Origin of the sequence: Hippea alviniae EP5-r, from assembly GCF_000420385.1 — a bacterium.
GTDB classification, from domain to species: Bacteria; Campylobacterota_A; Desulfurellia; order Desulfurellales; family Hippeaceae; genus Hippea; species Hippea alviniae.
In genome coordinates, this window is sequence record NZ_ATUV01000001.1 from 1001332 (window position 1) to 1014668 (window position 13337).

Annotated in this window: 13 protein-coding genes and 1 riboswitch; of the genes, 4 read left to right on the forward strand and 9 right to left on the reverse strand. The window is 37.1% G+C overall.

All coding sequences use genetic code 11. From position 1 onward, the window contains the following. The 7 genes from G415_RS0105195 to G415_RS0105225 all read right to left on the reverse strand — a co-directional run bounded on the left by G415_RS0105195 (window position 1) and on the right by G415_RS0105225 (window position 7018). Window positions 1-1203 (reverse strand): bifunctional folylpolyglutamate synthase/dihydrofolate synthase, encoded by a 1203-nt coding sequence (locus G415_RS0105195; protein WP_022670552.1) that lies wholly within the window; start codon window positions 1201-1203, stop codon window positions 1-3. After that, window positions 1196-1531: a holo-ACP synthase gene (acpS, locus tag G415_RS0105200; RefSeq protein WP_026939598.1), complete on the reverse strand. Its 336-nt coding sequence runs from the start codon at window positions 1529-1531 to the stop codon at window positions 1196-1198. Before acpS ends, G415_RS0105195 begins: the two co-directional genes overlap by 8 nt. Then, the gene (locus G415_RS0105205) at window positions 1516-2247 is read right to left on the reverse strand and encodes a pyridoxine 5'-phosphate synthase (protein ID WP_022670553.1); all 732 of its coding nucleotides are present in this window, start codon (window positions 2245-2247) and stop codon (window positions 1516-1518) included. The genes acpS and G415_RS0105205 overlap by 16 nt, the downstream gene beginning before the upstream one ends. Continuing rightward, window positions 2244-3731 (reverse strand): bifunctional aminoglycoside phosphotransferase/ATP-binding protein, encoded by a 1488-nt coding sequence (locus G415_RS09945; protein WP_022670554.1) that lies wholly within the window; start codon window positions 3729-3731, stop codon window positions 2244-2246. Before G415_RS09945 ends, G415_RS0105205 begins: the two co-directional genes overlap by 4 nt. 15 nt (window positions 3732-3746) lie before the next feature. Next, window positions 3747-4907 carry an ATP-binding protein gene (locus tag G415_RS0105215; protein ID WP_022670555.1) on the reverse strand — a complete coding sequence of 387 codons (1161 nt, stop codon included), beginning with the start codon at window positions 4905-4907 and terminating at the stop codon, window positions 3747-3749. 102 nt (window positions 4908-5009) lie between these two features. Then, window positions 5010-6152, reverse strand: coding sequence for a ribonuclease HII (locus G415_RS10955; protein WP_022670556.1), 1143 nt, complete (start codon window positions 6150-6152; stop codon window positions 5010-5012). Next, a complete protein-coding gene (locus tag G415_RS0105225) occupies window positions 6131-7018 on the reverse strand; it encodes a damage-control phosphatase ARMT1 family protein (protein WP_022670557.1) in 888 nt (295 codons plus the stop codon). The genes G415_RS10955 and G415_RS0105225 overlap by 22 nt, the downstream gene beginning before the upstream one ends. A 156-nt stretch (window positions 7019-7174) precedes the next feature. Here G415_RS0105225 and G415_RS0105230 point away from each other — a divergent pair, with 156 nt between their 5' ends. Continuing rightward, on the forward strand, window positions 7175-8617 hold the full coding sequence (locus tag G415_RS0105230; RefSeq protein WP_022670558.1) for a potassium channel protein: 1443 nt from the start codon (window positions 7175-7177) through the stop codon (window positions 8615-8617). On the opposite strand, the gene G415_RS0105235 is transcribed toward G415_RS0105230, so the two are convergent. Beyond that, window positions 8604-9362, reverse strand: coding sequence for a Rossmann-like domain-containing protein (locus tag G415_RS0105235; protein ID WP_022670559.1), 759 nt, complete (start codon window positions 9360-9362; stop codon window positions 8604-8606). The genes G415_RS0105230 and G415_RS0105235 overlap by 14 nt on opposite strands. A gap of 35 nt (window positions 9363-9397) precedes the next feature. Further along, a riboswitch (molybdenum cofactor riboswitch) is annotated at window positions 9398-9519 on the reverse strand. 107 nt (window positions 9520-9626) lie between these two features. Between G415_RS0105235 and G415_RS09950 the strand changes: the two genes are divergently transcribed. The 3 genes from G415_RS09950 (at window position 9627) to fusA (ending at window position 12858) form a co-directional block, all read left to right on the forward strand. Continuing rightward, window positions 9627-10067, forward strand: coding sequence for a cupin domain-containing protein (locus G415_RS09950; RefSeq protein WP_022670560.1), 441 nt, complete (start codon window positions 9627-9629; stop codon window positions 10065-10067). Window positions 10068-10200: 133 nt separating this feature from the next. Further along, entirely contained in the window at window positions 10201-10821 is a 621-nt protein-coding gene (locus G415_RS0105245) for a hypothetical protein (protein ID WP_022670561.1), read from the forward strand. Between the two features lie 21 nt (window positions 10822-10842). Then, complete coding sequence (fusA, locus tag G415_RS0105250; protein ID WP_022670562.1) at window positions 10843-12858, forward strand: elongation factor G; 2016 nt, start codon at window positions 10843-10845, stop codon at window positions 12856-12858. 30 nt (window positions 12859-12888) lie between these two features. On the opposite strand, the gene G415_RS0105255 is transcribed toward fusA, so the two are convergent. Beyond that, on the reverse strand, window positions 12889-13335 hold the full coding sequence (locus G415_RS0105255) for a universal stress protein (RefSeq protein WP_022670563.1): 447 nt from the start codon (window positions 13333-13335) through the stop codon (window positions 12889-12891). Window positions 13336-13337: the final 2 nt, after the last annotated feature.

Consider the following 13337-nt stretch of genomic DNA (forward strand, 5'->3'; position numbering starts at 1 on the left):
TTAACTTTCCAGATTAAGATTACATGCCAATATCTCACCCACAAGATACAAAGACCCGGCTATCACAACTGACTTAAAATTCGAATCCAAAGCACTTTCCAGAGCTTGATTTACGCTTTCAAATATCTCAACACTGGTTTTATAGCTTGAATTTTCTAAAAACTCTTTTATACTCTCTGGCTTTTCTGCAAGTCTGTACTTCAACATAGGAAGCTTTATGTTTTTAAATCTGTCCGCTAATAGAGAGATATTGCTTTTCCAATCCTTACTCTTTAAGGTCGCAAAAATCAAGCATGAGTTTTCAAAGTCAATTTTCCCTTCAAGCAATTTTAAAAGATTTTCAACCCCTGCCCTGTTGTGTGCACCATCAACGATTACCGTTTTACCTTCAACGCTGAAAACATCAAACCTTCCACGCCAATAGCTCTTCTTTACACTGCTTTTATTAAGCTTGATGCCGTAATGTTTATTTAGCACATCGCATGCAAGCAGGAAACAGGCAACGTTGTTCGGATTTACGGCATCCGGTTTTAAAGCTTTGGCTTCTTTCAAATACTCATCGTCAACAAAATACAAAGGCACACTTACACTATCTTTAATCGTATCAATTACTTCCTTCGGATTTTTGCCAACAACTCCAACCTTTTTTATTATTTTCGACTTTGTCAGAGCTATCTTTTCAAGCGTATCACCTAAATGTTCCGTATGGTCTAATGAAACAGAAGTCAAAATGCTCAACATAGGATTTACCACATTCGTTGCGTCAAACTCACCACCCATTCCAACTTCCAAAACAGCCACATCGATACCAAAATCCTTAAAAATCAAAAAAGCCATTACCGTCAAAAATTCAAAATAGGTTAAACCTTCAAAATTTACACTCTCAATAAACTTGGCATAATCAAGCAGCGTCGAGTAATCAATCTCTTTTGAGTTAATCCTGAAACGCTCGTTTAACTGAATAAGGTGTGGTGATGTATATGTTCCGCACAGATAGCCTTTGTCGACAAAAGCATCCGTCAAATACTGACAGACACTGCCTTTGCCGTTTGTTCCGCCAATCAGAACAGACTCAAACGCTTTTTGCGGGTTGCCTATCTTTTTTAAAAAAGACTCCACCCTTTCAAGCCCGAGTTTCATCGAGTATGGATTTAAAGAATTCAGTATATCGTTTAGCTTTTTATACGCTTCTATCTCACTCATTTAAAACGGCAACGGCAACTGCATAATTTTTCGTATGGCTTATAGAGATTTTTATGTTATCTGCAACTTTGCCCTTTATCTTGGCATACGGCTTTCCATCTTTGTTGTTTAATATCTCTATCTCGTTAAAACTCAGATTACCACCAACAACTTTTATTATTGACTCTTTTGCTGAAAACCTGCCGCACAGAGATAGATAAGGGTTCGACTTTGAAAAGCAGTAATCTATCTCTGACTTACTGAAAATACGAGCTAAAAATCTATTGCCCCATTTTTCATAAGCTTTTTTTATCCTTGAAACTTCTTCTATGTCTATACCGACTTCCATCTTGCCTCATAAATCAACTGTCTCATAAGCCTTACGGCTTCCTTTATGCCGACAAACACGCTCTTTGCAATTATGCTGTGGCCTATGTTTAGCTCTTCTATCTCTTCAATTGCAGCAACGGGCTTTACATTCTCATAAGTTAGACCGTGTCCTGCATGCACATGTAAACCCAACTTTTTGCCGTATTTTGCCGCATTTATGAGCTTTTCGAGTTCAAGCTCTCTTTCTCTTTCATTTTTGGCATTTGCATAACTTCCCGTATGAAGCTCAATAGCGTCTGCACCCGTCTCTTTTGATGCTTCAACCTGCCACTCTTCTGGGTCTATAAACAGACTCACTAAAATACCCTTATCGTGCAATCTTTTGACAACATCCTTAACCCTATCAAAATTAGACTGAACATCCAGCCCGCCTTCGGTTGTTATCTCTTCCCTTTTTTCTGGCACAAGCGTTGCCTGATGTGGAACAACATCCAAAGCGATATTAACTATCTCTTCGTTTAAACTCATCTCAAGGTTCAACGGTATCTTTATAATATTCTTCACCTGATACACATCGCTATCCTGAATATGCCGCCTATCTTCCCTTAAATGCATCGTAATGCCGTCGGCCAAAGCTTCCTGAACAAGCAAAGCAGCATAGATAAGCTCTGGTTCTGTTGTTCTTCTTGCCTGCCTTATTGTTGCCACATGGTCTATGTTAACTCCCAGCCTCATTTATAACACCCCCCTATAAAACTTACAATTTTCTCAACACTCCAATTTGCATTTACAGTAATCGCATTTTCGGGTTTTTCAAGTATCTCTTTCTGTTTTAGGTATATTTCAAACCTGCCATCTGAGACAGACTCTTCTTTCTCCCTCTTCTCAAAGTGCTTTTTTGCTGTCTTGTCATCTATATCAAAAAACACAATTACAGGTTTTATACCAAGCCTTTTAAAAAGCTTCTCAACTGCTTTTCTTGACGAACTTCTTAAAAAAGTCGCATCAAGAATAACGCTTTTCCCAATCCTTACAAGCTGATAGGCATCTTCAAACATCTTCGAGTATGTTTTCCTTGTCATCTCCATTGAGTAAATTCCTTCGCCAAACGAAACCATCTCCTTATCATCCAAAGACAGACCGGCAAGCCTTTTTCTTATCACATCGCTTGATAAAACGACAAAGCCGTATCTCTTTGATAACTCCAAAACCACCGTGCTTTTGCCAGAGCCACTCAAACCGCTAAAAACAAGCACCTTTGGTTTATACTCATCAGGCAGATAACCAAAAGCAAGGTCAAAATACCTGTTTGCTTCTTCTTTATTGTTTTGAAAAAATGCAATCTTTCCCCTGACATAAGCCCTGTAAATCTTGTAAAAATCAAGAATATCATTTAAAGAGCTATCCTTTGAATACTCAAGGTAAAACTTCAAAAATTTATCCGATAAATCCCATCTTCCTAAATTTTCAAGGTCCATAAGCAGAAAAGCCACATCGCTTGCAACATCGGAATATCTAAAACGCTCGTTAAACTCAATGCAGTCGTAGATAAAAATCCTCTGTTTATCAACAATGCAGATATTTCTCGAATACATATCGCCATGACAATCCCTGATTTTTGTCTCTTTTATGCGCTTATCAAACAACTCTTTATTCTTTTTATAAAACTCGTCAGTAAACTTTTTCAAACTCTCATACTGAAATCGGGTTATAAACTCGCCAACAGCATCTTCAGTCTGCTGAAAATTCTCATCGGTATTAAACTTATTCGTCTTTATGCTGCCAAATGAAGATATATAATCGTTTGTCTCTGCTTTTTTATGGAATTCGGCAATCTTTTTTGCCAAAGCTTCTATCTCTTCGTCCGTTATAAGGTCGCTCTCAATCAGAACATCCATCATCCTATCCTGTGGCATTCTCTTCATCCTGACGGCATAATCTACAACCTTACCGTCTCCGTCTATAAAAAGCTCTCCGTTTTCTTCGTTTATCGTGCTTACACCTTCATAAATTTCTTCTGCCAATCTTCTGTTTAGCTCCACTTCCTTTTTGCAAAACTCAAGCCTTTTATCAATCGTTGTATAGTTCAAAAACCCAAAATCAACAGGTTTTTTAATTTTGTAAACCTTACTTTTGCCTAAAAGCACCCAAGATATATGAGTCTGGATAATCTCAAAACCGTATCTTTTTGCAAGTTTATCAATCTGCTCTTCTGTCATATTCTCCTCCCCGCATTAATAAACAAAACCCAAAACCCACATCGGAATCTTGTTCTTCACCGGTAGGTCTATCTCGTCACTTATTACAAAATCTGCACCCTTAAGCTTTTTACCTTTCCCACCAACTTCAATTTTAATGCCGTCAACAATAAAATCGCATTCCCTTTCATTCTTGCTCGCAAAAATAGAGTATCGCTCTTTCAAACTCATAACAACAAAAGCCTCTCTCATACTACCTTTATTTCCATTAAAACACGCATACACGGAAGGGTCTGATAGAAAAATTTTTGCTCCTTTTGTATAAGTTGTCTTACTCTTTTTTTTAACTATATTAAGCAATTCTGAATGCTCAGCAACATATAGCAAATCATAAAGCTTCTCTTTACCAATTCCCCACTGACTGCACATGGAAGATATATTTAAAGTAGGAGATGGAGAGCTAACTAAATATCCAACAATGGCGTTCATAACTCTTAGATGATTGTCCTGTATGGTATTTACATAAAATGGAATGTCGTGATATATAGATTTTTCAAGAAGAGCTTTTAATCTTAGGCAATATTCACCTTCCAAAAATATGGGCCTTATACCTAATCTTATATACTCAGAAAACAGTTTCAGAACATTTAAACCTTTCAGCTCCACAAAAATTCTTCTGTTTAGGTTAAAAGGGTCAATCTTATCAAATAATTTTCCCGTCAAAAGAAATAGATACTCTCTAAAAGACAGCAAAGGTATACGAAATTGAACAAATCTTCTTGACAAATCAGATACTGCTCTTTTTAAAATCAAATTGCTACTATCACTTATCCAAATAAAATTCGCAGGAAAATCGTCATAAAGAGCCTTTATATGCTCACTCCACCTATTTGCATAGTGAATTTCATCTATCACAACTCCATCATAACCCTTTTTAAAAATGGCACTTACAAGGTCGTAAAGTGGAATATGCGATATAGTAGGGTTATCAGCGCTCATATAAAGAAAATTTAACTCAGAATCCGCAATTTTACTAATAAGAAAAGTTGTTTTACCTACGCCACGCAAACCATATACGAGAGCACCTCTTATATTGTTTATCTTTATTGTATCAAAATAAGGCCTTTTTCTTTCTGGTAAATATGTCTTTAAGCGTTCTAATGTGAGTTCAAATCGCTCAATAATTTCACTTATCATAGTTCTAATTTAAAACATTTTCTTAATAAAATCAACAATTTAGTTCTATATTAGAACTATTTTTTACTCCAACAGTTCTACTTTAGAACTGTTAAATAAAACTTAAGTACAGCCCTTTTTAGATTTTCTCTTCCTTCTCGCTTCAAGGTTTGAATAGACACATCCGCAGTAATCCTGCCTGTAAAAACCAAACTGTCTTGATAATTCAGAAGAGCGCTTAAAACCATCTCTCTTTTTAAAATCCGTATCTTCAAATTTTATATTGTATTTTTTTGACAAACTCTCGCCTATTTTCTTTATTACATCGTATTTTTTTAAAGGGCTAACAGAAAGTGTCGTTGTAAAATAGTCAAATCCAAGCTCTTTTGCCAGCTTAACCGTCTTTTTCATTCTATCGGCATAGCAGAGCACACATCTTTTGCCGCCTTCTGGCTCATTTTTGTAAACCTTAAGCATATCAACCCACTTCTTTGGCTCATATTCGCCTATATGCAGCTTCAATTTATGATAATCACACAATCTTTTTATCTCATTTAGTCTGATTTCATACTCTCTTTTAGGGTGTATGTTGGGATTATAAAAGAATATCTCAAGCTCGTAATTCTCTTTTAACCTTTCTATTACGCTTGTTGCACACGGAGCACAGCAGGCATGAAGAAGCAGCTTTGGTTTTTTGTTTCTTTCTTCAACAATCTTCTTAATCGGCTTAAAAGAGAATCTATGAATCTCGCAAGGCCCATACTCCTTCAGTGCTTCTATGTGAGCCTTTGTGCCGTATCCTTTATGCTTTTCAAATCCGTAAACAGGATAGATGTCGGCAACAAGTTTCATGTATCTGTCTCGCCACACCTTGGCAATAATTGATGCTGCAGCAATCATTTTAACCTTCTCATCGCCGTCAATTATGCTTTTATAAGGAATAGGCAAATCAAACTTATCCCTTCCGTCTATAAGCAGAAAAGAAGGCTTTTGGCTCATCACATTTATCGCCCTTTTTATGGCAAGCTCAACGGCCTTTACTATGCCATATTTATCTATCTCTTTGTTTGATGCAACGCCTATGCCATATATGGAGTTTTTCTTGATAATTTCGTATAACTCTTCTCTTTTTGCTTCCGTGAGTTTTTTGGAGTCGTTTATCTCGTCAAGCTGTGGGATATCCTTGTTTAGAATAACACATGCAGCAACGACAGGCCCAGCCCAGGGACCCCTTCCCGCTTCATCTACACCCGCAGTTTTTCCCATCGTGAGTCGTTTCTGATAAATATCTTAGAAAACTTCTTCAATCCGAGATAACTCGCCACAACACCACACTTCACAAGAAATAGAAAATATACGCGGCTATCTTCAAACTCGCTTAATGTTTCAAAGTTGCCCTGCCCTTTTGAGATGATTATATCGGCTTCATCATAAACTTTTCTGCACTCTGGTTTTGCCATATCAGGCCAGAATCCGGGTATAATCTCTCCCGAATCGACAACTTTAGCCACCTTATCCATTCCAACATAGATTGCATCTTCTTTCGTAACATCATTGATTATTGGGCCGCCCCTGACTATCACATAAAGCTTTTTATCCGGATACAGTTTATTTATCGTTTCAAGCAGAATCCTATCAAATACGATTTCGCCTGCATTATCGGCAAGCAGAACAATATTTTTGGCATTTTTTAAGTTCTTCTCAAAAAGCGAAAAATCCGTAAGGTCAAGCGGATTATGGACAACATCATCTATTGTTTTCTCAAGGTTAATCGTTCCGACTTCGCTCCCAAAATCTATGATATTGCCAGCTAAAGCAAGTCTGATAGCAAAAAGCAAAGGGTTTTCTGAAGTTTCTATCTCCTTTTTTGCAAAATTCTCGTATTTTAAGGCTATATCGTTATACTTTCTCTTTATCTCCTTATAAGGGTCGTCTATTCCCAAAGTTTCTCTTATCGTTCCATAAACCTTTTCGCTAATAATAGGCGGTGGCAGATTGACATCTATATCCTGCAAAACCTTAACAACTTCCATAGCAGGCTTTAGAAGATGCTCTCTATCTGCATAAAACAATCTTGCCGTTCTTGTAGCCTGCGATATAAAGCAGTGATAACACTCAGCATGAACCTTCATACTGACAAATTATAGATAAGAGCCCTATCCAATGCAACAAAAATAAAAGCTCATTTGGGTGCTATGATGGAATAAATAATCCGTTTTTTTGTTTACTATTCTATCAAACCAAATAATTGGACTAAACTTTTCAAAATTTAGTATAATGTTTTTCCCATGAAGCTGGATGTAAAAATAAGCATAAGAAAAACATTTTTTGCTGAAACCATATCATCGTCATTTTACCGCTTTTTTATGATGTTTGTTGTTGCTTTATCACTCATTGCTATCGTTGGATATGACAAGGCAATACCCATATACTTAGGTTCTCCAACCCTTTACAGATACATAGAGATATTCACAATCTTGGTATTTGCATTTGATTTATTCATAAGGACATTGATGGTTGTTGAAGAGAGAAAGCAGAAAAACGCAATAAGCATACTAAAATATCTCACTCTTCCATCAACAATAGCAGACATAATCGCTCTCATACCTTACACCAGCCTGCCTTACCCCTACAGAATTCTCATAATAATCTCAAGGGTTATAAAAGGCGCCCGTTTTAGCCGAAGTTTTCAGGGCGTTATGGAAGGCATCAGCGAAAGGGCATTTGAAATATCAACAGTCTTTATAATCTTCACATTTTTAATCATAGCATCGTCAATTATCATATTTGTCGCAGAAGGCGGTCATAATCCGAAAATTCATAATCTATTCGACGCAATTTGGTGGAGCATAGTTACATTTACAACCGTCGGATATGGAGACATTGTTCCAACAACTCCAACAGGAAGAATAGTTGCATCGTTTTTAATGATTATGGGTATCTCAGGCATAGCTTTACTTACAGGTATTGTCTCCAGCGCATTTACGGATAAAATTATAAACATGAAACTCAATGTGGAGGAAATCATGGAAAAAAAGATAAAAAAGTTGGAAAATCACTTCATAATCTGCGGATATGGAAGGGTCGGCAAAGTTGTAGCAAAGGAAATGGAAAGATTTAAAAAACCTTTTGTAATAATAGAAGAAGACTCAGAAAAAGCCCATGAAGCAATAAATGAAGGATATCTAACAATAATAGGCAGCGCAACAGAAGAAGAGATATTAAAAAAAGCACGGGTTGACAAGGCTCAGGGTATAGCTTTAGTAATGGATTCAGACGCAGACAACTTATATACACTAATCACGGCAAAAGATGAGAACAGAAACATCTTAGCTGTTGCACGAGCAAACTCAGAAGATTCAGTTAAAAAATTCATAAAATTGGGCGCAAAAACCATATCACCATATCAATCAAGCGGATACGACATATCCCGAATGCTTATTTCACCCAGAACAGCCGAATTCGTTTCTATAGTAATGCAATCAGATAGAACCATTGAGATGGGTGAGTTCTATATAGGCAAAAATTCGCCCTATGCAGGCAAAAAAATTAAAGATACAGATATAAGAAGCAATTACAATATCATAATAATTGCCATGATAACAAAAAACAAAGAGACTATTTTTAACCCGAAAGCAAATTGCGTAATAGAAGAAGGCTCAACCCTAATCTGCGTTGGCACAAAAGAAGATATGGAAAAATTCGAAAGTAAACTCACTAATGAGACTTAAAGCAGAGCCTGTTTAAATTAAGCAAACTTGCAACGCCTGCTATTGTCGTTCCATAAAATATAACGATTCTGTTTTTGTTGTCCATTTTAGATACTCCTATTAACTCATCAATCGTGCCGTTTACTACACTTGAGCCTGTGATTAAAGCAACGAAGCTCTCTGCAACAACCTTTTTTGAAAATTCCCTGCCGTCTAAAATTTTCACACCATTAAAATCCTTTCCAATATTATCTTCGTCTAAATCGGCTATTTTTACATTATTAGCTGAGAAAACAGTTATCATGGAAGCCGCAAGGGCAGGCTGAAGTCCAACCATACCTATAGTTGTATTTTTACCCCATCTCCTGTAAAATCTCTCTGCCATTTCAGCTGCACATTGAGACGGCTCTTCATCCTTGCAGTGAATAGTTCCCCATGTCATATTCAAATGCCTTAAAACAGCGTTAATAGTGGCAACAACAACGGCTCTATTTCTGTTCGTTGAAAGTGAAAGCTTTAATACATCTTCAATATAACCTTCAAAATCGCTCGGCTCGTCGGTAAATGCCTGTCCTTTAGCAGATAAGAAATCAGCTTCTATAAGCACTTCTTTACCTTTAAGAAGAGGAAAATCGTCCCTTTCTGGTTTACCTATGGCTTCTTCTGGCTTTAAAGGTCTCATTTTAATCTGTATTTTCTTATTCAACAATCCATGATTCTCGACAATTTCCTTAAATTTAAAAAGAGCTTCTTCCAAAATACTCATTTTTTGATTCTCCCTTCTATAGTTAACAAGATTTCTAAATTCAAGGGCACTCTCCTTTCCAAAAAATCGGGAGGCATAAGCGTTTCCACTTATACCCTATCGGCCTTTAGCCATAGCTTCTTGCCTTAGGCTAAAAGGCTCGGAGATACCTATACTATACTGTTATACTTCCAATAATTCAAGGCTAATTTTAATTTATCAACCTGCTTGACTTAAAAAATATTTTATCCTAAAAACAAAAAAAGAAAAAGAAGGAGGTGCAAAATGAAAAAATTTTTAGTCTTAATTGCAGCAATATTTCTAAGCGTCCCTGCTTTTGGAAAATCGAAACAACCTGAATTCCTCGTAAAAAATGCCCTTAAATGCCCGCAGAAGGTTTATGGTGGTGGATTCTTGGTAAGAGAAGTGATACATCCAAAAAACGATGGAGTAAACCCTGGTTTTTCAACCTCTTACATAACCTTAAAACCACACTCAAAAACAGAACCGCATAAACTCACAAAAAGCGCTCAAGTGTATTACATTCTAAAAGGCGAAGCCATATTGCATATTGGCAACAAAACAGTTAAAGCAAAGCCAAACATGGCAATCTACATAGCACCAAATGTAATCCAATGGGCAGAGAATAAAAGCAACAGAGACTTTGTATTTCTATGCATAGTTTCTCCACCCTGGTATAAAAGTGAAGAGAAGGTGTTGAAGTAGGGATTCCTGAAGAGAGTTAAAACTTCTTGATATAAAATCACATTTAATTTATATTTATAAGTGAAATGGTTTTTCAAAAATCTATTAAGGTTATCATGTCAAACCACCAAAACAAAGAAAGGAGTATATGCCAATGGAGACACTAACTATCTGCGTGCCATTTTTTGCTCTTCCGGGATTAAAGGAAGAGTGCAACGAAGTTGTTGGCAATCAAAATCTTATTTTGAGAGACATTCTTGGATTAAACCCACTAAGAAAAGGTGAATACGAAAACGGCCCTTACCTTGAAGGATTCAACGCCGACGGAAAATTGGACTATGTATTTTACTTCGAAGAAGTTGAGAAAATCTTAGAGAAACAGCTCTACGACCAGATATACATTCTCTTTAGAGCAATTTATAAACCCTATCAAAAAGATGTTCAACATATCGTTGTTGGTTATTATAAGGTCGAAAACACTCAGGGCGTTGAGATAGCACCCGGTGTCTATTCAATAACAGGCACAGAAGCATACTTCGTTGATTACAATGATACACTTGACATTACTGACATCATTGTCGGATACAACCTGCAAGACTCAATAATGAAAAGCAATAGCCAGAATCACCCAGAATATAAAGATTGGGTCAACTCATGGCTTGAACATATAAAATCAAAAGAGAACAAACTTGAAGAGTATAAAGAGAGAAGCCTAAAACTCAGAGCATTAAAAACAGAAGAAAATTACAAAGATAAGATAAAGGATTGTCTATAAAAACAAGGAGGTAAAACTCAAATGGCTGTTGATATCTCCAAAAAGAGAACCGTCGCAATATGTGGCTCAGGTGGTTGTGGCAAGACAACCCTATGCGAAGATATCCTATTTCAGACGAAAAAGATAACAAGAAAAGGCTCAACAGACAAAGGCAATACAGTAATGGATTTTGATTCAGAAGAGATCGAAAGAAAAATCTCACTTCAGCTTGCAGTCGGATATACAGACCACAAAAAACACAGAATATATCTAATAGACACACCAGGGTATCATAATTTCATAGCGGATGCACTGTGCGGCATAAAGGCAGCAGACAGCACTGTAATGTTAATAGACATAAAAGATGGTCCTGATGCTCAGAACGAAAGACTGCTTGATGAAATAAAGAGAGAGAAAAAACCAACACTATTCTTCTTAAACGGCATAGACAAAGAAGACATACACCTTGACAAAACACTTCAATCAATCAAAGAAAACCTTTCAGAAAAAGCATTTCTTCTTCATCTGCCAATCTTTAAAGATAACAGCATCACAGGATATATCGATATTCTATCTAAGAAGGCATTTGACTTCGAAGGCAAAGAGATTGACATACCGTCAGACTTAGAAGACCAGCTTGAAGAGAAGTATATGGAATTGGTTGAAGAGATTTCAACCTATGATGATGAGTTGATGGAGAAGTATTTAGAAGGTGAAGAGTTAGACAAAAAAACCATCAACGAAACACTCAAAAAAGCTGTAAAAGAAGGCTCTTTATATCCGATGCTTATCGGTTCTGCTCTAAAAGGTTACGGAACAATGCAGCTGCTTGATGAGATAGTGGAACTCTTGCCAGCACCAGAAGAAGCATTCGATGAAGATGCAGCTTTGGTCTTTAAAACATACAACGACCCACAGATGGGCAAAATCAGTCTGATTAAAGTCTGCTCAGGCACATTTAAGGCAGATACAACATATTACAACACGACAAAAGACCAAGAAGAGAGACTTGGCACGATAAACCTTATGCAGGGTAAAACTCTCTCCAAAATAGAAGAAGCAACAACAGGCGACATATTCGCTGTTGCAAAACTAAAAATAACCCAGACAGGCGATACACTTGCAAACAAGGGTTCAAAAGTAAAATGCGACTTTGTTGAGATGCCGTTAAGATACATATCTGCAGCAATTTACGGCTCAAGCAAGGGAGACGAAGAAAAAATTGGTGCAGCAATAAGCAAGATTATAGAGTCAGACCCAACATTATCATTTACAAGAAACAACGAGACGGGTGAGTTTATACTAACAGGAATGGGTAAATTGCACCTTGAGACGGTTGTATCAAGGCTAAAGAAAAAATACGGCGTTGAAGTTGAATTGAAGAAACCAAAAGTTGCATACAAAGAGACAATAAAAGGCAAAACAACATCTCACGGAAGATACAAAAAGCAGACAGGTGGTCATGGTCAGTTTGGCGACTGCACAATCGAAATAGAACCACTCCCAAGAGGCAAAGGTTTCGAGTTTGAAGATTTAATCGTTGGTGGTGCAATACCAAAACAGTTTATACCATCAGTAGAAAAAGGCATCAAAAATGCAATGGAACAGGGAATATTGGCTGGCTATCCGATGATAGACATCAAAATCAGACTAATAGACGGTAAATATCACCCTGTTGACTCGAGCGATTTGGCATTCCAAATGGCAGGTTCAATAGCATTCAAGGAAGGTGTAGTAAAATGCAAACCCGTCTTGCTTGAACCAATTGTTGAGATGGAAGTGTATGTGCCTGACGAGACGATGGGCGATGTTATAGGTGATTTAAACTCAAGGCGCGGCAGAGTTTTGGGTATGGAACCATATGAAGAGAAAAAGGGATATCAACGCATAAGAGCTCTTGTGCCAGAAGCAGAAATTTTAGAGTATGCACCATCTTTAAGGTCTTTAACTGGCGGTCGTGGTTTCTTCAAGTATCAGTTCTCAACCTATGAAGAAGTGCCACCACAGATAGCAGAGAAAATTATTGAAGAGTCAAAGAAAGAAGAAGAGAAAAAATAAAGAAGGGGGCTTAAGCCCCCCCTAATTTTATTAGTGTGGAGCTTTTACTTCTAAAACGGGAATATCGCTTGTTCTCATCACCTTCTCTGTGACAGAGCCAAACATAAATCTCTCTATGCCACTCTTACCGTGAGCTCCAATTACGATTAAATCTATCTCGTTATGCTTTGCAAACTCAACAATCCTTTTTGCAGCATCGCCTATTTCTATCACATCTTCGACATTTTTAAGGTTATATCTGTTTCTCAAATGCTCCATCTGTCTTATAGCATCTTCTCTTAAACCTTTTATCACTTCTTCGGAAGGAAAAGATGGCACATAACCTACATAGCTGTTTATGTCCGTTATACAGTGATACAGATACAACTTTGCATCAAACTTCTCAGCTATAGCCTTTGCATAGGTTAAAGCATATACTGAAGCTTCCGAAAAATCCGTCGGAGCGAGAATCTTCTTAATTGAAACACTACCGTTCATAA